Source organism: Snodgrassella sp. M0351 (assembly GCF_016100575.1).
Classification (GTDB): Bacteria; Pseudomonadota; Gammaproteobacteria; order Burkholderiales; family Neisseriaceae; genus Snodgrassella; species Snodgrassella alvi.
Window position 1 is genome coordinate 221,341 of the sequence record NZ_JACFSG010000002.1, and the last position, 19,969, is coordinate 241,309.

A 19,969-nucleotide genomic window follows, 5' to 3' on the forward strand; every position below is an offset into this window, starting at 1 on the left:
GAAATGGCAGTAGGAAAAGAGATTCTCACCAGAATTCGCAGTGTTCAGAATACTCAAAAGATCACTAAAGCGATGCAGATGGTGTCAACCTCTAAAATGCGGAAGACTCAGGAACGGATGCGTCAGGCGCGTCCGTATGCCGATAAAATTCGTCTGGTGATGAGCCATCTGGCACAAACCCACTCTACTCATAACGTACCTTTATTACGCAGTAATAATGACAGCAAGCGTGCTGGCTTTATTGTCATTACCACAGATAAAGGCTTGTGCGGCGGATTGAATGCAAATATTTTAAAAGCATTCTTTCATAAGGTGCAGGAATGTGAGCAGAATGGTCTGGATGCAGAGATTGTGTGTCTGGGCGGTAAAGGGCTGGCAGCCTGTAACCGTGTGGGTTTGAATGTCATTGCCAGTGCTGTGGGTTTGGGTGATACACCCAAAGTAGCTACATTATTAGGTCCGTTAACGGAAATTTTCCAGCGCTATGCCGAAGGTAAACTGGATGCTATTTATCTGGTTTATGCCGGTTTTATCAATACTATGCGTCAGGAAGCACGTCTGGAAACCCTGTTGCCGATTGGTCAGAATGTTCTGGATGAAGTATCTGAAAGCAAAGAGTTCGGCTGGGAATATGTATACGAACCATCACCACAGCAGGTGCTGGAATTTTTAGTCCGCCGTTATTTAGAGTCTGTGGTTTATCAGGCCTTATCTGAAAATATGGCTGCCGAACAGGCTGCACGTATGGTAGCGATGAAAGCTGCTACTGATAATGCAAGCAATGCCATTAAAGAATTGCGTCTGATATATAACAAATCGCGTCAGGCAGCGATTACCACAGAGTTGTCAGAAATTGTGGCCGGTGCTGCTGCTGTTTAAGCAGCACAGGTCAAATAAACTTAGGATGCGATAATGAGCCAAGGCAAAATCGTACAAATCATTGGTGCGGTAGTGGACGTTGAATTTCCGCATGATTCTATCCCCAATGTGTATGACGCTCTTAAACTGGTTGATACTGATTTAACTCTGGAAGTTGAACAGTTACTGGGTGATGGTATTGTACGTACCATTCCGATGGGTACTTCCGATGGTCTGAAACGCGGTATGGCCGTAATCAATACCGGTGCTCCGATTACCGTACCGGTAGGTACAGCGACTCTGGGCCGGATTATGGACGTTTTGGGTCACCCGGTAGATGAAGCAGGTGAAATCAAAACCGATACTACCCGTTCTATTCATCAGCAGGCACCGAAATTTGATGAACTTTCCAGCTCTACTGAATTGCTGGAAACCGGCATCAAGGTGATTGATTTGCTGTGCCCGTTTGCTAAAGGCGGTAAAGTTGGTCTGTTCGGTGGTGCCGGTGTGGGTAAAACCGTAAACATGATGGAACTGATTAATAATATTGCTAAAGCACACAGTGGTTTGTCTGTGTTTGCCGGCGTTGGTGAACGTACCCGTGAAGGTAACGACTTTTATCACGAGATGAAAGATTCCAACGTACTGGATAAAGTAGCGATGGTGTATGGTCAGATGAATGAGCCACCAGGTAACCGTCTGCGTGTGGCATTAACCGGGCTGACCATGGCGGAATATTTCCGTGATGAAAAAGATGAAAATGGTAAAGGTCGCGATGTATTGCTGTTCATCGATAACATTTACCGTTACACACTGGCCGGTACTGAAGTATCTGCATTATTAGGACGTATGCCGTCTGCTGTGGGTTATCAGCCGACACTGGCTGAAGAGATGGGACGCTTACAGGAGCGTATTGCTTCCACTAAAACTGGTTCTATCACGTCTATTCAGGCCGTATATGTACCTGCGGATGACTTGACTGACCCGTCTCCGGCTACTACTTTTGCCCACTTGGATGCTACAGTCGTGCTGAGCCGTGATATTGCCTCTTTAGGTATTTATCCTGCTGTAGATCCGCTGGATTCCACTTCCCGTCAGCTTGATCCTGCTGTAATCGGTCAGGAACATTATGATGTTGCACGCGGTGTACAGACTACTCTGCAAAAATACAAAGAATTGAACGATATTATTGCAATTCTGGGTATGGATGAATTGTCTGATGAAGACAAGCTGACTGTAAACCGTGCGCGTAAAATTCAGCGCTTTTTGTCACAGCCTTTCCACGTAGCGGAAGTATTTACCGGTGCGCCGGGTAAATATGTATCTCTGCGTGATACTATTGCCGGCTTTAAGGCTATTCTGAGCGGTGAATATGATCACTTGCCAGAACAGGCTTTCTACATGGTAGGCAATATCGAAGAAGCCGCTGAAAAAGCGAAAACCCTAAACTAAGGAGCACTTGATGAGTACCATGCAAGTGGAAGTGGTGAGTAATGAAGAAAGCATCTACTCCGGAGAAGCAAGTTTTGTAGTCGTGCCTACTCTGGAAGGTGAGCTTGGTATTTATCCTCGCCATGAACCCATTATGAGCCTGGTGCGTCCTGGTGCCCTGCGTTTAACAGTGCCTGGCCAGAAAGAAGAAATTCTGGTAGCCGTATCAGGTGGTGTCCTGGAAGTACAGCCGGATAAGCTTACGCTGTTGGCGGACGTGGCCGTTCGCAGTGAAGAAATGGATCAGCAGCGTGCCGAAGAGGCTAAAAAAGCAGCAGAATCAGGTATACATGAAGCCAAAGATGATGTTTCTCTGGTAAAAGCACATGTGGCTTTAGCTGCGGCAATTGCCCAACTGAAAACGCTGGACTACTTGCGCACGCATCGAAAATAAACAACTTTGATGGCAATCAATCTATAACTATCTGATTGCCTGACTGAGATGTTGAAAAGCCCGGACAATTTGTCCGGGCTTTTTATATCTGCATAGATTCAATGGAATGTTATCAATAATGAATTCATTAGATATACATCATTTAGTTGTTTAATGGTATTTGAATATGCTGAACATTTTATTGTATACAGGCAACTATGTTATATATGAAAAAAAGCATATAAATGATCGTGATTCACTCCGTATCAGCAAACGTAATAAGAGTGTAATATCGGCTCAAACAGATGGTATTGCACTCTTATTGGTGAATCACATTTGACTTCTATGCTTGTTTAGTCGGATAAATAGTTAATTCACTAATATTGGTATCTTCAGGTTGTTCAATTGCAAAATTTACCACGTGCGCAATAGCGTCAGGGCTGATGCCTACCTGTTTATAGAGTTCAGTCATACTTTGTAAAATAGCAGTATCGGTAATGCCTTGTAAAAGCTCGGTATTGATTGCAGCCGGATATAGGGTAGTGGTGCGAATATTGGTTTGTTCGGTTGCACTTTCCTGCCGGATAACTTCCATCAGATTGCGTACAGCAAATTTGGTGGCTCCATAAACACCACAACCCATAAAGCTTTTGATACCGGCTATAGAAGAGGTGGTAATAATATGTCCCGATTTTTGTTTAGTAAAAATCGGCATTACTGCAGCTATACCGTTTAGCACACCTTTCAGATTAATATCAATCATGTCATTCCACTGCTGAGTTTGAACGGCACTGATTGGTGAGTTAGGCATGATTCCGGCGTTATTGAATATCACATCAATGCCCTGAAAATGTTTTTGTGCCAGTTCGACTAGTGTCTGCAGTTGTTCCGGTTGGCGCACATCTGTAACCTGATAAACTGCCTGACCGCCAGATTGAGTAATTTCCTGTTGCAATAATTGCAGTTGCTGTTCACGGCGTGCTGCCAGAACAACTTTAGCTCCGTTCCGAGCCAGTAAGCGGGCTGTTGCCGCACCAATACCGGATGATGCACCGGTAATAATAACAACCTTATTCTGAACACTCATATTTATTCCTTTGCATATTGTAAAATTGAACATTACCGGCAGAAAATTGAATAAACCGGCATTTACTGTCTTCAAACAAATCAGAATAGTTTGCAAATAAGTCTTTAATCTGACAATTAATTTGTTTGATATGATGATTATTGCACAGATTACTTTTTAGTATCGTGATATATTTCTTTAGCCAGATTAAATGCTGACCATGCTTTGGGCCAGCCAACATAAAAAGCCAGATGAGTGATAATCTCAACAATTTCAGTTTCAGTAATACCGTTTTGTTGTCCGATGTTTAAATGCGCGCGTAACTGCTCAAAGTTATCGGCACTGATCAGTGCGGCAATAGTAATCATGCTGCGCTGATGCGCTGGTAATTGCTGTTCGCGAGACCACACCTCTCCAAATAGCACATCATCATTAAAATGTGCAAACTGGGGGGGCAAAATCACCTAATAAATCATGGCCTGCTGTCTGTTTTTTCATGGTTTACTCCTATAGATTAAAAAAGATAAGTTAAAGATTGTTGTAATCACTACTGTCTACCGGTTCCAGCCATTCACTTTGACCTTTAGTAATGGCTATATGGCTGAACCAGCTATCTTTAGTGGCACCATGCCAGTGTTTGACTCCGGCATGAATGACTACCGAATCCCCGGGATTTAACAGTCGCGCTGGTTTATCTGCTTCCTGATACCAGCCTTGTCCTGCTGTAACAAGCAGAATCTGATAGCCATGCAGATGTTTGTGCCAGTGATTATGGCAGCCCGGCTCAAAAGTAACATTGCTAACATCGACATCTATTTGTTCATCGATAGCGGCTAAGTTACATAAATAGCTTTGGCCGATAAAATATTGTGCATAATTAATATTAATCTTGCCTTGCGGAAAGATCTGTTTGAATGCTGTAGACATGGCTAACTCCTGTTGTTATCAGTATTTGAGTATAAAACTTAAAGTTAACTTTAACTCAAGAGTTATTTTGTATTGAACCAGAACCATCAACTTTAGATATAGTTTTAATTATGCAAAGATTAAAGTTATAAGATTGTAGATTTAGTTTTAGAAGTATAGCAGTTGTTTCAAGAATATCTATCTTCATCATAGATGTAACGAAAAATATGCTTTTTAAATATATTTGGTGCCGCGAATTTCTTATTCTTTGAGATTTTGTCTACTATCTATTTTGACCATTCGGACTGATTTATTATATTGATAGGTTTGCTTAATCTTTTACTCAAAAGGCGTAGTATTCGATTTTCGAAGCAGTTGTAAGGTTTTTTTCAAATCTCATCCATGTAAATCCAATTTATTATTAAATAGAAGAGTCAAAAGAGAAGCCGGATTATCAATTAATAAGTATTTAGCAAACGGATGAACATATATAAAACCCACATCATAATCACTACTTGGTGAAGGAAATCCCTAAATGCGGCTGCCAGATTCACAGGCAAAATAATTTTGATATTATTTTGCTGCTCAAATGCAGTCAGTTCTGTTTAATACGGTTTTGCCTATGTAATAACATCTCTGTTAATTAATTTTATAAAGATTGTTTTAATAATAAGGCTATTAATCATTGTTTTAGGTTAATAACGTGATGATTCTGTGTTTAATTTTGTCATCAGGTTCAATAATTGCCAGTTCTTGGATTGCGATTTTAATTCTTTCTGACCAAAATGACCGATCCCAAGCTTCTATAGTATTTAATGCTATATTGCGGTTTTGTATTACCGGGCTATTCAAGCCGATTAATATTAAGTCTTCTCCAATACCGGGAAAATGATTGAGTTCTTGTAAAATCAAATCTAATAAATTATGTGTGTCAATTTCTGTTTCATATTCATGGATTAATGCAGGGCCTGTTGCGATTTTGGCAAAATCATATTGTTGATTAGCTAATTGAATAACTTGCTTTATTCTCGGTAATGAATCACTTAGTAGTAAATAAGGCCACTGATCGCTATGATAATTTTTTTGATGTTCAAAATGTGCTTCCCATGCATCAAAGCCATATTGTGTATAAAGGTTTGCAGCCAGCTGAAATTGTTGCGTATTATTAGTTGTCAGCGTATTTTTAATCAAGTCTAACCATTTATCTTGCTTAATAACCTCATTTGCTTTGTTGATTATTTGATTTTTGATTTGCGTATCCCAGTTAGGATAATAATGGTTTACTTTATTAACCACAAAATCGTGTAATAACCAAACGGTTCGTAATATTTTCAGATCCGTTAAATTTGGTAGATTGAGTAAATGAGTTAAATAATTTAGACAAACTTTAGCACCAGCAGCATAGTTATGCATATCCTGAGTGGGTCCGCCGTTTATCAGCGCTTCAATAATTTCACTTGTGGAGCTGATTAATTCACTATCAATGGTTTCAAGCGCTAAAGCTTTATCTAATTCACCTGACGTTGCACAGGTGTAAGCAATATATTCATTCATCAAACTATTTCGATAGCCGGATCTTAGTAACCAGTCTTTTGTTGATGATGATAAGGGATATGTTACTAATCGATAAATGATATGGATACGCCCCCAACCATCAATTTTTTTTGCTAATGTCAGCAAGGCATTTTCAATATCGGTTTCAGATGATAGTGTATTTTGTAATGCGCCAGCAGAATATAATGAAAATTCTTCATGCATACCAAATAACAAAAATAATTCTGTTTGTTCGGTAGTAAAACATCCTAATATGGCAATACTGAATTTAATGATTTCACGATCCGGACTATGAAGTGCTAGCCAATAAATAAATTCGTATAATTTATCAAAATCAATAATGAGTTTAGGTATTTCCTCAGTTAAATCTTCAATATAACTTAAGGTTCGTCCTGTTTGGACTAGGGTGTAAAGTGTTTCGATATCTGATTGATTAGGTTGCGCAGTTATTTTGGTGAGTAATGCTAAAATTTTTTCTACACAACTTTGTTCTGCAGAGGCACTATGATAATTTGTAATTCCATCCCTCATTCTTGCTGCCTGTTTTATTTTTCTACTATCTAAGGAGTGATCAGGCAGAATTTTGGCCGTTTCGGGAAGTTTATCCGCGTTTTGATAAGGGAGTAAAAACTGATAAATACTGGTTTTATGGTTATCCCATACCAATGGAAAGTGTTGGCAATTAATATTATTCAGATATTCCATTATTTTTCAGATTTTTAATATTTTAGAGTTTTATGTATGGTGTTAATCTCTGGTAAAAATTAAGTACAGTTACCAGTACTGTCTGATTTTGCTGTGGTGGTTTGATTATACCTTAGCAATATATTAAGCATATGCTTTCCTGTATTATTATCTGAATATCTATTTTAAATTATATTTTTATTCATTATCAAAGTTTTATTACTATTTTTATACAGATTGATTCTTTATTTTACGCATTAAAAGGGTTAGGCAAGCAAGTTATTGCTCAGTCTTTTTGTTTTGCCTGATTTGCTATTACTTAGTTTTTAATATGAAATGATATTTTAAGTTGTTTGAGCTTTATTTTCGTGATGGGAATAAGAATGACAGAGTCACAACAATACAGTATCCGTGCTTTTGCGGATATATTCGGATTAACGCCGGCAACTGTCCGGTATTATGAAAGTCTTGGGCTGATTTCTCCGCAGCGCTCTGTCAATCAGCGTCGTTTCTATACCGAAAAGGACGTTGACTGGATGCGTTTTATTTTGCATCTGAAAAATACTGGTATGAGTATGGAACAGCTTCAGCAGTATGTGTTGCTGCGCAGTCAGGGTGATGTAACTATTGCTGAACGGCTGGAGTTGTTGTTACAGACCCGTGATGATTTTTTGCAACAGCAGGCAAAACTGCAAAAACATCTGCAGATTCTGAATGATAAGATTGAATGGTATCAGCGACGGCAGCAGGGTCTTTTATCTGAACAGATGAGTTTTGCTGAATATTTAATCAGCAACGGCCATAGTCTGTAATACTGTGCTCTGTCTGGCTAAAGTGCAGGCTGTACTGTAAACTGAAATTCGGATGTGTTCGGATAAGCTAATTTTTATTTATATTTAGCAATCAAACAACCAAGGGGAATAAAATGAAAAAATACTGATTATTATAGCGCATTCTGATATTGAACATTCTTTAGTCAATAAACGCTGGATTGAAGAAGTAAAAAAATTTCCGGTGCGTGAGCTGTATCAGTCTTATCCGGACGGTAAGATTGATGTGGAGAAAGAGCAGACTTTGGTAGAGGTATATGGTAGTCTGATCTGGCAATTTCCGGTTTACTGGTTTAACTGCACGCCACTAATGAAACAGTGGTTTGATGATGTTTTAACCTACGGATGGGCATATGGTTCCCGCGGGACTCAGCTTAAAGATCGAAAAATCGGTTTGGCTGTTTCTATGGGAAGTTCGGAACAGGATTATCAGGCACCTTATGATTTAACGGCAGTTCTGCGTCCGTATGAAATGACTTTACATTATGTTAAAGCAAATTATCAGGGTGCATTTTCTTTGTTTGGCGCTAATACAGATGCTTCATTAGTAACAATTACTCCGCAGGCAATCAATCAAAGTGCTGCAGATTTTATTGAGTTTCTAAACAAATTTTATAATATGCTGAACCATGAACAGGGTTATTAGTTGGTTTCATCTGTACAAATTAGTTTTTCACTGTATCTGTATGTGAAGTTAATACTTTGTTCGTTTACTGGAGGTATTATGTATGAATAATATTGCTTACCGTTGTAATATCAAACCCGAACTCGAAGAAACGCTGAATCTTTACCGAAACTGCAGTCTGGGGGAACGGCGTCCGATTACGGATAAATCCCGTTTTCAGTCTATGCTGAATAATGCAAATTTAATTATTACAGCATGGGACGGACAGAAGCTGGTAGGTATTGCGCGCTGTTTAACTGATTTTGTTTATATTACTTATCTGGCTGATTTGGCTGTTGATGAGCGCTATCAAAAGCAGGGTATTGGTAAGCAGTTGATTCGGGAAATTCAGAAAAATACTGGAGAGAATGCCGGAATTGTTTTAATTGCTGCGCCACAGGCTGTCGACTATTATGGTCATATCGGTTTTACTGCTCATACATCTGCATGGGTTTTAAAGAAACCGTTATGATAGTAAATACAGTTCGTTGCTTTTGATTATTCTTTTGTTGTGCTGGGTACCGGACAGGCAGGTTTGGCAGATAATCACAAAATAAGTGCAGAGCTATGATGGCGGATTCCTGTTTTGCTCCTGAAGATGATATTGGTATTTGCCTGCAAGTTAATAACTTAGTATGGTTTCAATTAACAGAGAGAAAAAAGTAAGTACGGAACTTATTCTGACTATTCATGTGAATAGTCAGAATAGATGGGTTTAATGATTTGTGCAGGTAAATGATTTATTTAACTTCGCTACCTTCAAATTCTAATCTTTTATCGTTAACAGAAACGAGATCTGCTAATTCATAAACATTACGATAGCCATATCCGTATAGATTAATAAAGGTAGGTATATTAAGGGCTAAACTGATCTTATCACGATAAGATGGCAGTCCGTTCAGGTCTGTTGGTGTTACTGCCATTTTACTGGCAAAGTTTTCCTGGTCATCTATAAAATTATTATTGCAATAAATGAGAATGGTTGTATTTTTATCTGGAATTAATCTGTATAGGCTAATCTGGTTATAGTCGGAAAAATTCAGATGAATGGCTCCTTTCAAATGTTTTCTGTCATACATTTCTTTGGATCTGGAGTCCAAAATAATGGTTTTTGAATTTTTGGATTTGGCCAAAAATTGGTTTAAAGGAAGAAGTCTTTTAGCTCTGTATCGTTTTACTTCTTCGGCTAATTTCATGTAACCATCAAAATCTATTTTGCTGCTGACTGATTTATCCTGAGCTATAAAATAATTCGATAAACGATTAACTTCAGCCTTATTAACTTTGGTAGTAGTTTTTGCAGTAGCAGGTAATGCTAATGTAATTAATATCGCTAAGCTTGATGTAAGAAAATAGTGTTTTATCAGATTATTCTTTTTCATTTATTGCTCCCTTTAAGTAAAAAACAAAACATTGAACATAATAAACAAACCAAAAGGCTTATGTGTTCTTATATGCCTATTTGTTGATTTATGTAAAATATATGGTTTTGTTGATTCGGGTAGCGCAACTAATTATAAATAAGTTATCTATATTTAGTTAAAAGATAAAAATATGAAATGGTTGATAAATAAGAATGCAGTAAAGAAAATAACGGTTAATTATTCGTATGAGTATCAAATTTTTATGTGTTATCCGCTTTGGTGCAATTAATCTGACGATCCTGATGACAGGAGAGGAATGAGCTGGCTAAATCAGCACAGCAGCCACAACAAGTGGCTACACCAAGCTGAGCCTGTAAATCAGTGAGACTTGAGGCGCCGGCAGCAACAGTTTCTTTTATCTGGCGATCAGTAATGGCATTGCACAGACAAACGTACATGTTTTGTCCTTTGTGTGTGTTTGGTTTCTTTTGTGGGTAAAGATGATAGTGGATTTCATTATTATTATCAAGTAGTGGATTTTATGCTGTCTGAAAGCTGATTATGTTTCTACCGGTAAAACATAAAGCCGACTGGGAAAGTCGGCTTTATGTTTTTAAATGTCGGAATTAATCTTCTGGTGTATCCAGTATATCTACTTCGTTATCGCTGTTTTCTTCTGCTTCAGCAATACGTTCCAGACTGACCAGTTTTTCGCCTTCATCCAGATTAATCAGTTTAACACCGGCAGCAGCACGACCGGTGGAACGGATCTGATCGACTTTGGTACGAATCAGTACACCGCCACTGGTAATCAGCATCAGGTCGTCGCTATCGGCTACGAGTGTAGCGGCTACCAGGTCACCATTACGTTCACCGGTATCGATGGCAATTACGCCCTGAGTACCACGGCCGGAACGCCGGTAGTCATCAACAGCAGTGCGTTTACCAAAGCCGTTGGCTGTGGCGGTCAGTACCAGTTTGTCGCTATCTTCTTCAGCATCATAGGCCAGCAGGCTGATTACCTTGTTATTTTCAGCCAGTTTCATGCCGCGTACACCGCGGGCACTGCGTCCCATCGGACGAACATTGTCTTCACTGAAACGGACTGCTTTACCACCATTGGAAAACAACATGATGTCGTGTTTACCGGCAGTTTTAACTGCACCAATCAGATGGTCACCTTCATCCAGACCGAGGGCGATAATGCCGGCTGAGCGCGGACGTGAAAAATCGATTAGTGAGGTTTTCTTAACGATACCCTGTTCGGTACACATAAAGACGTATTCATTTTCGCTGAATTCACGTACTGGCAGAATGGTGTTAATTTTTTCACCTTCTTCAAGCTGAATCAGGTTGTTAACCGGCCGTCCACGGCTGTTGCGGCCGCCTTCAGGCAGTTTGTATACTTTAATCCAGTGGCATTTACCCAGACTGGTGAAACACAGCAGGTAGTCGTGTGTATTGGCGATAAACAGAGTTTCAATAAAGTCTTCATCTTTGGTGGCAGTAGCTTGTTTACCACGACCGCCACGCCGTTGTGCCTGATAGTCATCTGCCTGCTGGGTTTTGATATAGCCGCCGTGAGTCAGTGTAACCACCATGTCACGTTTCGGTATCAGGTCTTCATCGGCAATGTCGCCACCAAAAGTGTTGATTTCGCTGCGACGTTCATCTCCGAATTGTTGCTGGATGGCGGTCAGCTCATCATGAATAATCTGGTTGATACGAGCCGGTTTGGCAAGAATATCAAGTAAGTCGACAATATTATCAAGGATAGTTTTGTATTCATCGACAATTTTATCCTGTTCCAAACCGGTAAGACGTTGCAGACGCATTTCGAGAATGGCCTGTGCCTGCGCGTCGGAAAGGAAATAGCCGTCAGCACTCAGACCGGTATTTTCCGGTAAATTCTGAGGCTTGATCAATTTTGCATCAATATCGCTACGTACGAGCATGTTTTTAACCAGATCAGGACGCCATGCCTGTGAGGTTAAAGCGATTTTGGCTTCTGAAGGGGTAGGAGATGATTTAATCAGGGCAATGATTTCATCGACATTAGACAGAGCTACTGCCAGACCTTCGAGCAAGTGACCGCGTTCACGTGCTTTACGCAGATTAAACATGGTACGCCGGGTAACAACTTCGCGACGGTGACGCAGAAATTCATTCAGAATCTGTTTCAGGTTCAGCAGGCGCGGCTGACCGTCTACCAGAGCCACCATATTGATGCCGAAACTGTCCTGAAGCTGAGTTAATTTATACAGCTGATTAAGAACAACTTCGCTATTTTCATTGCGTTTGAGCTCGATAACCACACGCATGCCAGATCTGTCCGACTCGTCGCGCAGGTCTGAAATACCTTCGAGAATTTTATTGCGTACCAGTTCGCCGATTTTTTCGACTAGTCTGGCTTTGTTTACCTGATACGGAATTTCATCGATGATGATTGCTTCGCGTTCATCATGATGTCCGATAGGTTCGATATGGGTTTTACCACGAATAATGACGCGACCGCGACCGGTACGATAACCCTCACGTACGCCTGAAAGTCCGTAAATAATACCGCCAGTCGGAAAATCCGGGGCAGGAATCAGATCGATAAGCTCGTCAATACTGAGGTTTTCATTAGCCAGCAGAGCTTTGGCACCGCCTATTACTTCGTTAATATTGTGCGGCGGAATGTTGGTAGCCATACCGACGGCAATACCGGAAGAACCATTAATCAGTAATGTCGGAATACGTGTCGGCAATACCGCCGGCTCTTGTTCTTTGCCGTCATAATTCGGGACAAAATCAACAGTTTCCTGTTCGATATCAGCCATTAGCTCATGCGCAATTCTTGTCATGCGGATTTCGGTATACCGCATAGCAGCTGCACTGTCGCCATCAACGGAACCGAAATTACCCTGTCCGTCGACCAACAGATAACGCATGGAGAAATCCTGCGCCAGACGTACGATAGTATCGTAAACCGCTGTATCGCCGTGCGGATGGTATTTACCAATAACATCGCCGACAATGCGCGCAGATTTTTTGTAAGGCCGGTTCCAGTCGTTATTCGCTTCGTTCATTGCATACAGCACACGACGATGAACCGGTTTCAGCCCATCGCGTACATCAGGAAGAGCACGTCCTACAATCACGCTCATGGCGTAATCCAGATAGGAACTGCGCATTTCATCTTCAAGTGATACTGCTATGGTTTCTTTGGCAAAAAGTGCATCAGACATAATGGCTTTACTACTTTAGAGAGCATGGTTTATTTTACCATAATGGTAATTAGTTTCTGATTATTTTTCATGGCGCAGATGATCTGGCATAAAAAACCTTGTTGTTAAAGGGGTTAAAGATATGCTCACAATATTTGTGGATAAATCTGTGGAAAATGAAAGATGAGCGTGCATAATTGCCTATAAATCAAGACTTGGATGTGCTTGCTTAAAAAATAAGCCTTAAAATAAAATTGTTTAAAAACAAATATATATAAAAATAAGATGCATGTGCGCAGCTATTTTTGCTTTTTATAGGGTTCAGTATGCGTTGCTTAATTCATGTGGATAAAATCAGTTTGTCAAGTCTGTTTTATGGTTGACAAAAGGATAAATGGTGAGAATGTGTGAGTAAGTTGTGCTGTCTGTAAGGAAATTTTAATGCATGTTTTAAATTTACCTGAAACTATGCTGTCGGATGAGTCTATGGCAGAGGCATGGGTATTTGTACGGGTAATTGATAATTATGGTGATGCGGGCGTAGGCTGGCGGCTAAGCTGTCTGCTGGCTGAATATCTGCACATGCATGTGCGTTTGTGGATTGATGATACTGATGCACTTAATAAGTTAGTGCCGGCACCGGAAAAACAGGCACGGATTACTATCGAAGCATGGCAGGGCGATGCCATGATGCAGCAACAGCTGTCTGCTGCTGCCGATCCGGTACTGGTAATAGAAACGTTTGGTTGTGAGCTCCCGCCTCAGGTATTGGAAAGAATGAGGCAGTGCCGGCCATTGTGGCTGAACTGGGAGTATCTGACCGCCGAAGACTGGGCGGTTGGTTTACATGCTATGTCATCGTTGCAGCCTAATGGTCTGGAAAAGTATTTCTGGTTTATGGGTATTGATGCGGACAGTGGCGGTTTGTTACGGGAACCGGATTATCTGGCTGAGCGGGAAAAATTCAGGCAACAGCCGAAGCTTCAGCATGCATTCAGGCTGGAATATGGTTTGCCGTTACAGCATACAGGGCAGTTATGGCTGGTATTTGCTTATACTTCCGGTCAGTGGGCACAATGGATGGCTATGTGGCAGCAGGCGGATACGCCGGTAACGTTATGGTTCGCCGGCGGACAGGTCATTGAAAGTTTACGTGCGGCAAAATTAATTGCACCGGAGGAGCTACAGCAGGAAGGGGATATCTGTGAGCTGGGGAATGTGACGCTGGTACGTATTCCGTTTGTGCCACAGGCGGCCTTTGACCGTTTGCTGTGGCTGGCAGATGCGGCTATTGTGCGCGGTGAAGACAGTTTTGTCCGGGCATTATGGGCAGGATTACCGTTTTTCTGGCATATTTACCGTCAGGATGATGATGTCCATCTGCAAAAGCTGCATTCATTCTGGTTTAAGGCGATGCAAGGCTGGCCGGCAGAGCTCAGACAGGCGTTTACTGTTTTGTCGGATGATCTGAATGGTGCAGGGGCTGTGAGTTCGTTAAAACGTGAACAGGCATGGCAGTATTTGTGCGCGCATTGGCAAAGTTGGGTAAAATCAGCCGCTGCGTGGTCAGAAATGCTGCATGGGCAGGACAATGCGCTGGAAAAACTAGCCAGATTCAGCCATCTTCCGCTAAAATAATATACTTATTATTTGCTGAACATTTTTGGAAGTTAGATTAAAGATGAAAACCGCACAAGAATTGCGCCCGGGTAATGTATTTATGGTGGGCAATGATCCGATGGTGGTGCAGAAGTCCGAATACAATAAATCCGGTCGTAATGCTGCCGTGGTAAAAATGAAATTGAAAAACCTGCTGACTGGTGCTGCTACAGAAACGGTTTATAAAGCCGATGAGAAATTTGATGTGGTAGTGCTGGATCGCAAACAGTGCACTTACAGCTATTTTGCTGATCCGATGTATGTTTTCATGGATGATGAATTCAATCAGTATGAAGTGGAAGCAGAAAACATCGGCGATGCCATCAAGTTTATTGTAGACGGCATGGAAGAAAAATGCGAAGTAACGTTCTATGACGGTCGCGCTATTTCTGTAGAACTGCCTACTATTATCGTGCGTGAAGTGGAATATACTGAACCGGCAGTAAAAGGTGACACTTCTGGCAAAGTAATGAAAAATGCACGTTTGGTAGGTGGTGCCGAGATTCAGGTAGCTGCTTATATTGAAAATGGCGATAAAGTGGAAATTGATTCACGTACTTTTGAATTCCGTAAACGCGCTTAATTGATTTTCTTGCTGGCAGGCTGTCTGAATGATTTCAGGCAGCCTGTTTTATTGTTGGCATCGCAGCAGTAAACTGCCTGATGAATGTGATGATCTACGGTATTTTGTTGTTTGTATTGTTTAATTTTGTAGGTGAAACATGTTGTTTGAACTGAATCAGCACGGCCGGGGCGAGTTGCTGGCTGAATGTCGCAGATTGCTGCGGCTGGCGTTGCCGATTCTTATTGCACAGGTAGCGCAGGTAGGTGTAGGCGTAGTCGATACTGTAATGGCCGGTCATGCCAGTGCCAACGACCTGGCCGGCGTGGCTTTGGGTTCGAATGTATTTATTACGCTGTATATAACTTTTCTGGGAGTGATGACGGCATTACAGCCGATACTGGCACAGTTATACGGTGCCGGTAAAACAACGGAAATCGGAGAACAGGGACGGCAGGGGATATGGTTCGGACTGTTTCTCGGTGTTCTGGGTATGCTGTTGCTGTGGGCAATGATTATACCAATGCAGCACTGGCTGAATATGGGTGCATATGTAAATGCAGTATTTGGTCAGTTTGTGTTCTATATTGCACTGGGTATGCCGGCAGCGATGATTCACCGGGCATTTTATGCTTTTGCCTCTTCTTTAAACCGCCCCAAACCTATTATGGTGGTGAGTCTGATTGCACTATTGCTGAATATTCCGCTTAATTATATTTTTGTCTACGGAAAATTCGGGATGCCGCAGATGGGAGGAGCCGGCTGTGGTCTGGCCTCAGCTATCTGTTTCTGGCTGAATGCCATTGCACTAGGCATATATATTATACGGCAGCGGTATTTTGCACCTTTTGCTCTGTTTGCGCGCTTTGAGTGGCCGCGCTGGCGTACACAGGCTTCTTTGTTGCGTCTGGGTATTCCGATCGGAATGTCGTTTTTTCTGGAAGTGAGTCTGTTTACTTTTATTAGTTTGCTGATTGCCCGTTTCGGGGTCACTCAGGTGGCAGCGCAACAGGTGGTAATCAGTATTACTTCTTTAATTTATATGTTGCCGCAAAGTGTGGGCATTGCGCTGGCTGTATGTGTGGGTCAGGCAGTCGGAGCACGTAACTGGCAGCGTGCCCGCTTTGTTTCCGGAGTAGGGTTGTGTATGGGTCTGCTTGGTGCCTGCTTTACCGGGATCATGCTGCTCTTGTTCCGGCATTTCTGGGTAGGCTTATATACAGCTGATCAGGAAGTGATTTTATTGGGCGGTACGCTGTTGATTTTTGCAGCAATTTTCCAGTTGTCTGATGCAACACAGACAATTGCTTCTTATGCCTTGCGCGGCTATAAGCTGACTAAAATTCCGATGGTGATTCATGCATTCAGTTTCTGGGGGCTGGGTCTGGGTTTCGGCTGTCTGTTTGGTTTGTATTTCGGTATGGCGCTTTATGGTTTCTGGCTGGCTCTGGTGCTGGCATTGACAGGTGCGGCTGTGGCACTGGTGTGGTATCTGCACCGGAAAAGTGAAAAATTTATGCTGACAGATGCAGAAGGCAAATCATGATAAATGTGATTGAACATGCAGATTTACAGCCGCTAAATACTTTTGCTCTGCCGGTACGGGCACGCTGGCTGGTCACATTAACGAATACTGAACAGTTGCCGGATATTCTGGCACTGCCTCAGTTTGAACGGCAAAGTGTGCTGTGGCTGGGTGGTGGGAGTAATATTCTGTTTTGTGCGGATTATCCAGCACTGGTGGTGCGTATGGCCAATCGTGGTATCAGGCTGGTGGCTGATGATGGTGAACAGGTTATCGTAGAAGCTGCGGCCGGTGAAAACTGGCATGAATTTGTTCAGTACACGCTGGAACAGGGCTGGTGCGGCCTGGAAAATCTGAGTCTGATTCCGGGTACAGTAGGGGCGGCACCTGTACAGAATATCGGCGCTTATGGTGTTGAAGTACAATCCTGTATTGAGGCTGTACAATGTTTTGATCTTGAAAATCATCAACTGTGCTGGCTTAGCCGGAATGAATGCAGCTTTGCTTACCGGGACAGTGTATTTAAGCATGAACGGCAAGGGCGTTATGTCATTGTGGCGGTACGGTTTGTATTATCCCGCAGTTTTACACCACAACTGCATTATGGTGATTTAGCTCAGGTGGCCACAGAGCTGGCACTGGGACAGCCTTTAACCGCCAGTATCGTTGCACAGGCAGTGTGCCGTATCCGCCGGCAGAAGCTGCCTGATCCGCGAGTGCTTGGCAGTGCCGGCAGTTTTTTTAAAAATCCTGTTGTGGCAGCTGAACTGGCAGAAAGCCTATTAAAACAATATCCGACTTTGCCGCATTATCCACAGCCTGATGGGCAGGTAAAGCTGGCAGCAGGCTGGATGATAGACCAGTGCGGTCTGAAAGGTTATCAGCTTGGCGGTGCGGCAGTTCATGAGCAGCAGGCTTTGGTACTGGTTAATAAAAAACAGGCCAGCGCGGCCGATGTAGTTGCTCTGGCTAAATATGTTCGTAACTGTGTAGCACAGCATTTTCAGGTATTGCTCGAACCGGAACCGGTCTGGCTGCCGGAAGTTTTGCCGCATGCGCCTGGTTAAGAGAATATCTGTATGCTTTGCTCGGTGATAAACTGCATAATCAGAAAGAAATTAATATGGTGAAAGAATCACGCCCCAATACGTATAACCGCATTATTGATGCCAGTCTGAAACTGTTTAATGAAGAGGGTGAACGCAACATCAGTACTAATCATATTGCTTCTTTTCTGGGCATCAGTCCGGGCAATCTTTATTATCATTTTCGTAATAAAGATGAAATTATTATGCAGTTATTCAAACGCTACAGTGAGAAATTGCTGTGTTATCTGCAGCAGGTCAGTCCGCCACAGGACACAGAAGCGATTAAGAACTATATGCTTGGTGTTTATGATGTAATGTGGCAATACCGTTTTTTATTCAGTGATTTAAATGCAATGCTTTCACGCAGTGCCGAATTATTGGGTGAACACAATAATTTCACCCGGGTTCGTGTATCACCGTTACTGCAAAATCTCTTGCAGCAATTGACTGATATTGGTTTTATACAAACAGACGAAGTTGCCCGCAAGGAAATGGCGGTGAATATCTGGCTGATTACCAAATACTGGTGTGATTATGACAGTGCTTTGTATGAACGCAAACTGACTGAAGCTTCTAAATTTCGTGGTACTCACCAGACTCTGACTCTGTTACGACCTTATGTTGCCCCTGCCTACCGGGAAGAATTCAGTCGCATGATGAATGATTTGCGTAATCAGGTGTGAAAATAAAAATAAATAAAAGTGGTTTAGCTTAAACAGAATTTTTAATGTGATAGTTTTTATCAGTATTCATTTGTTCAAGTTAAGAATGCATACTATTTTGCATATATATTTATAAAGTTGCACTAATTACTACGGCAATCAATTGGTAAGTCCGTATTTTAGGTGTAGCAGACTGAAATTTAAATAAAATTAAGATAATATTTTTTATTTTACAATCTGTGAGTTCCGTTCAGAACGATATGCCGGGTATGAAATTTCTTATTATTGTTTAATTAAATCAGGAATGGGACGGCTGGCTCCCATTTTTATACTTTCAAAACGGCTGTTGTCCAGCTGCTGTTGTTCACAGGCCTGAGCTAGTAGCTGTGGTGGTTCATCTATGGGTTCATCTGCCAGTTCAAATGCACCCCAGTGCATGCCAACGGCCTGACGGCATTGTAGTATTTGAAAAATTGTTACTGCCTGATAAGGATCTATGTGCTGATTATGCATAAACCAGCGGGGTGCATAAGCTCCTGTCTGGATTGCAGCCATGTCTATCGGGGCAAATCGCCCGGCAATCTGCCGGAACATCATCTCGCTGAAACCTGTATCTCCGCTGAAATAGGTAGTACTTCCCGCGGCTGTCTGCATTATCCAGCCACACCACAGAGTATGGTTGCGGTCGAAAATGCCGCGCTGGCTCCAGTGATGTGCCGGTACAGCATGAAATCGGATATCTTTAATCGTCACCTGTTCCCACCAGTCCAGTTCAATGATATTACGTACGCCCATACGTTCCAGTTTATTTTTCAAACCTAGGGGAACAACGGCAGTGATGGACGGAAAACGTTCGGCTAACTGGCGGATACTTGCCTTATCCAGATGATCGTAATGGTTGTGTGACAGTGCGATAACATCCACTGAAGGCAGTTGGGCAATACTGGCTGCAGGCTGAGTACGGCGTTTGGGGCCGGCAAATGTTACTGGTGATACCCGCTGTGAAAATACCGGATCGGTAATAATGGTACATTGCTGTAAACGTATGAGCAGTGTGGCATGGCTGATCCACCACAGCCGGTTGCCGCTCAGTGTAAAGTCCGGTTTCTGATACCAGTCGCGTGCAAAATGCTCATATCCGTTTTGCGGTGGTTTAGGCAGATGATGGATATGCCTTTCCCAGTTCCAGCGACAGACTTCCAGGGGTTTGATGACTGTAGGTTCCAGATTGCAGAAACCGTAAGGTGTATGGTGACTTTTGGCCGGATTGTAATATGGGTTTCTTTTCTTAAATAGCATTATCTGTTGTCTTTAGCTGATACAGCTACGGCAATATATTATCAGTTTAAATGTTTTAATGCTGTTTGCAGGTTCTATTTTAACTTAATTATAAATCATTCAGGTAGGTATACTGAAATTGCGACGGTGGGATGATGTTATGCACAGAATGAAATCAGGATAAAAGTAAAGGCAT

Annotated in this window: 19 protein-coding genes and 1 pseudogene; 11 read left to right on the top strand and 9 right to left on the bottom strand. The window is 42.0% G+C overall.

Features of this window, described 5'->3' with window-relative positions:
* Nucleotides 1–3: 3 nt before the first annotated feature.
* The 3 genes from atpG to H3V01_RS08780 are packed head-to-tail and all read left to right on the top strand — an operon-like array spanning nucleotide 4 to nucleotide 2,743.
* Nucleotides 4–879 carry a F0F1 ATP synthase subunit gamma gene (gene atpG / locus H3V01_RS08770; protein ID WP_198186555.1) on the top strand — a complete coding sequence of 292 codons (876 nt, stop codon included), beginning with the start codon at nucleotides 4–6 and terminating at the stop codon, nucleotides 877–879.
* A 33-nt stretch (nucleotides 880–912) separates the two neighbouring features.
* Nucleotides 913–2,310 carry a F0F1 ATP synthase subunit beta gene (gene atpD / locus H3V01_RS08775; RefSeq protein WP_084548194.1) on the top strand — a complete coding sequence of 466 codons (1,398 nt, stop codon included), beginning with the start codon at nucleotides 913–915 and terminating at the stop codon, nucleotides 2,308–2,310.
* Nucleotides 2,311–2,320: 10 nt separating this feature from the next.
* Nucleotides 2,321–2,743 (top strand): F0F1 ATP synthase subunit epsilon, encoded by a 423-nt coding sequence (locus H3V01_RS08780; RefSeq protein ID WP_041881260.1) that lies wholly within the window; start codon nucleotides 2,321–2,323, stop codon nucleotides 2,741–2,743.
* A 322-nt stretch (nucleotides 2,744–3,065) separates the two neighbouring features.
* Here H3V01_RS08780 and H3V01_RS08785 read toward each other — a convergent pair whose 3' ends face one another.
* From H3V01_RS08785 to H3V01_RS08805, 5 genes and pseudogenes are all read right to left on the bottom strand, one after another.
* Complete coding sequence (locus H3V01_RS08785; RefSeq protein WP_198186556.1) at nucleotides 3,066–3,809, bottom strand: SDR family oxidoreductase; 744 nt, start codon at nucleotides 3,807–3,809, stop codon at nucleotides 3,066–3,068.
* Nucleotides 3,810–3,958: 149 nt separating this feature from the next.
* Nucleotides 3,959–4,252 carry a carboxymuconolactone decarboxylase family protein gene (locus H3V01_RS08790; RefSeq protein ID WP_370570127.1) on the bottom strand — a complete coding sequence of 98 codons (294 nt, stop codon included), beginning with the start codon at nucleotides 4,250–4,252 and terminating at the stop codon, nucleotides 3,959–3,961.
* Between the two features lie 64 nt (nucleotides 4,253–4,316).
* Nucleotides 4,317–4,715 (bottom strand): cupin domain-containing protein, encoded by a 399-nt coding sequence (locus H3V01_RS08795; protein WP_084587403.1) that lies wholly within the window; start codon nucleotides 4,713–4,715, stop codon nucleotides 4,317–4,319.
* Nucleotides 4,716–5,090: 375 nt separating this feature from the next.
* A pseudogene (locus H3V01_RS11280) lies at nucleotides 5,091–5,213 on the bottom strand (DNA polymerase beta superfamily protein); the annotation flags it as partial.
* Between the two features lie 171 nt (nucleotides 5,214–5,384).
* On the bottom strand, nucleotides 5,385–6,953 hold the full coding sequence (locus H3V01_RS08805; protein WP_198186557.1) for a hypothetical protein: 1,569 nt from the start codon (nucleotides 6,951–6,953) through the stop codon (nucleotides 5,385–5,387).
* Nucleotides 6,954–7,315: 362 nt separating this feature from the next.
* Here H3V01_RS08805 and H3V01_RS08810 point away from each other — a divergent pair, with 362 nt between their 5' ends.
* The 3 genes from H3V01_RS08810 to H3V01_RS08820 all read left to right on the top strand — a co-directional run bounded on the left by H3V01_RS08810 (nucleotide 7,316) and on the right by H3V01_RS08820 (nucleotide 8,898).
* On the top strand, nucleotides 7,316–7,744 hold the full coding sequence (locus H3V01_RS08810) for a MerR family transcriptional regulator (protein WP_198186558.1): 429 nt from the start codon (nucleotides 7,316–7,318) through the stop codon (nucleotides 7,742–7,744).
* A 130-nt stretch (nucleotides 7,745–7,874) separates the two neighbouring features.
* Nucleotides 7,875–8,408 carry an NAD(P)H-dependent oxidoreductase gene (locus H3V01_RS08815; RefSeq protein ID WP_370570130.1) on the top strand — a complete coding sequence of 178 codons (534 nt, stop codon included), beginning with the start codon at nucleotides 7,875–7,877 and terminating at the stop codon, nucleotides 8,406–8,408.
* A gap of 82 nt (nucleotides 8,409–8,490) precedes the next feature.
* Nucleotides 8,491–8,898, top strand: coding sequence for a GNAT family N-acetyltransferase (locus H3V01_RS08820; protein WP_084551381.1), 408 nt, complete (start codon nucleotides 8,491–8,493; stop codon nucleotides 8,896–8,898).
* 268 nt (nucleotides 8,899–9,166) lie between these two features.
* On the opposite strand, the gene H3V01_RS08825 is transcribed toward H3V01_RS08820, so the two are convergent.
* The 3 genes from H3V01_RS08825 to gyrA form a co-directional block, all read right to left on the bottom strand.
* Nucleotides 9,167–9,808, bottom strand: a complete 642-nt coding sequence (locus H3V01_RS08825) for a rhodanese-like domain-containing protein (RefSeq protein ID WP_198186559.1) — start codon at nucleotides 9,806–9,808, stop codon at nucleotides 9,167–9,169.
* 242 nt (nucleotides 9,809–10,050) lie between these two features.
* Nucleotides 10,051–10,248 (bottom strand): (2Fe-2S)-binding protein, encoded by a 198-nt coding sequence (locus H3V01_RS08830; protein WP_078475503.1) that lies wholly within the window; start codon nucleotides 10,246–10,248, stop codon nucleotides 10,051–10,053.
* A 168-nt stretch (nucleotides 10,249–10,416) separates the two neighbouring features.
* A complete protein-coding gene (gyrA, locus tag H3V01_RS08835) occupies nucleotides 10,417–13,020 on the bottom strand; it encodes a DNA gyrase subunit A (protein ID WP_198186560.1) in 2,604 nt (867 codons plus the stop codon).
* 420 nt (nucleotides 13,021–13,440) lie between these two features.
* Between gyrA and earP the strand changes: the two genes are divergently transcribed.
* From earP to H3V01_RS08860, 5 genes are all read left to right on the top strand, one after another.
* On the top strand, nucleotides 13,441–14,637 hold the full coding sequence (gene earP / locus H3V01_RS08840; RefSeq protein ID WP_232332659.1) for an elongation factor P maturation arginine rhamnosyltransferase EarP: 1,197 nt from the start codon (nucleotides 13,441–13,443) through the stop codon (nucleotides 14,635–14,637).
* Nucleotides 14,638–14,680: 43 nt separating this feature from the next.
* Nucleotides 14,681–15,241 (top strand): elongation factor P, encoded by a 561-nt coding sequence (gene efp, locus H3V01_RS08845; RefSeq protein ID WP_025331610.1) that lies wholly within the window; start codon nucleotides 14,681–14,683, stop codon nucleotides 15,239–15,241.
* A 139-nt stretch (nucleotides 15,242–15,380) separates the two neighbouring features.
* Complete coding sequence (locus H3V01_RS08850; protein ID WP_198186561.1) at nucleotides 15,381–16,766, top strand: MATE family efflux transporter; 1,386 nt, start codon at nucleotides 15,381–15,383, stop codon at nucleotides 16,764–16,766.
* Entirely contained in the window at nucleotides 16,763–17,812 is a 1,050-nt protein-coding gene (gene murB / locus H3V01_RS08855; protein WP_198186562.1) for a UDP-N-acetylmuramate dehydrogenase, read from the top strand. Before H3V01_RS08850 ends, murB begins: the two co-directional genes overlap by 4 nt.
* Nucleotides 17,813–17,862: 50 nt before the next feature.
* Nucleotides 17,863–18,516 carry a TetR/AcrR family transcriptional regulator gene (locus H3V01_RS08860; protein ID WP_096765862.1) on the top strand — a complete coding sequence of 218 codons (654 nt, stop codon included), beginning with the start codon at nucleotides 17,863–17,865 and terminating at the stop codon, nucleotides 18,514–18,516.
* 261 nt (nucleotides 18,517–18,777) lie between these two features.
* Here the strand turns inward: H3V01_RS08860 and H3V01_RS08865 are convergent, their stop codons facing one another.
* Complete coding sequence (locus H3V01_RS08865; RefSeq protein ID WP_198186563.1) at nucleotides 18,778–19,794, bottom strand: MBL fold metallo-hydrolase; 1,017 nt, start codon at nucleotides 19,792–19,794, stop codon at nucleotides 18,778–18,780.
* Nucleotides 19,795–19,969: the final 175 nt, after the last annotated feature.

Excerpts from the sequence above, each read along its gene's own strand:
- atpG (WP_198186555.1), top strand. The coding sequence starts at position 4 with ATGGCAGTAGGAAAAGAGATTCTCACCAGAATTCGCAGTGTTCAGAAT.
- atpD (WP_084548194.1), top strand. The coding sequence starts at position 913 with ATGAGCCAAGGCAAAATCGTACAAATCATTGGTGCGGTAGTGGACGTT.
- H3V01_RS08780 (WP_041881260.1), top strand. The coding sequence starts at position 2,321 with ATGAGTACCATGCAAGTGGAAGTGGTGAGTAATGAAGAAAGCATCTAC.
- H3V01_RS08785 (WP_198186556.1), bottom strand. The coding sequence starts at position 3,809 with ATGAGTGTTCAGAATAAGGTTGTTATTATTACCGGTGCATCATCCGGT.
- H3V01_RS08795 (WP_084587403.1), bottom strand. The coding sequence starts at position 4,715 with ATGTCTACAGCATTCAAACAGATCTTTCCGCAAGGCAAGATTAATATT.
- H3V01_RS08805 (WP_198186557.1), bottom strand. The coding sequence starts at position 6,953 with ATGGAATATCTGAATAATATTAATTGCCAACACTTTCCATTGGTATGG.
- H3V01_RS08810 (WP_198186558.1), top strand. The coding sequence starts at position 7,316 with ATGACAGAGTCACAACAATACAGTATCCGTGCTTTTGCGGATATATTC.
- H3V01_RS08820 (WP_084551381.1), top strand. The coding sequence starts at position 8,491 with ATGAATAATATTGCTTACCGTTGTAATATCAAACCCGAACTCGAAGAA.
- H3V01_RS08825 (WP_198186559.1), bottom strand. The coding sequence starts at position 9,808 with ATGAAAAAGAATAATCTGATAAAACACTATTTTCTTACATCAAGCTTA.
- H3V01_RS08830 (WP_078475503.1), bottom strand. The coding sequence starts at position 10,248 with ATGTACGTTTGTCTGTGCAATGCCATTACTGATCGCCAGATAAAAGAA.
- gyrA (WP_198186560.1), bottom strand. The coding sequence starts at position 13,020 with ATGTCTGATGCACTTTTTGCCAAAGAAACCATAGCAGTATCACTTGAA.
- earP (WP_232332659.1), top strand. The coding sequence starts at position 13,441 with ATGCATGTTTTAAATTTACCTGAAACTATGCTGTCGGATGAGTCTATG.
- efp (WP_025331610.1), top strand. The coding sequence starts at position 14,681 with ATGAAAACCGCACAAGAATTGCGCCCGGGTAATGTATTTATGGTGGGC.
- H3V01_RS08850 (WP_198186561.1), top strand. The coding sequence starts at position 15,381 with ATGTTGTTTGAACTGAATCAGCACGGCCGGGGCGAGTTGCTGGCTGAA.
- murB (WP_198186562.1), top strand. The coding sequence starts at position 16,763 with ATGATAAATGTGATTGAACATGCAGATTTACAGCCGCTAAATACTTTT.
- H3V01_RS08865 (WP_198186563.1), bottom strand. The coding sequence starts at position 19,794 with ATGCTATTTAAGAAAAGAAACCCATATTACAATCCGGCCAAAAGTCAC.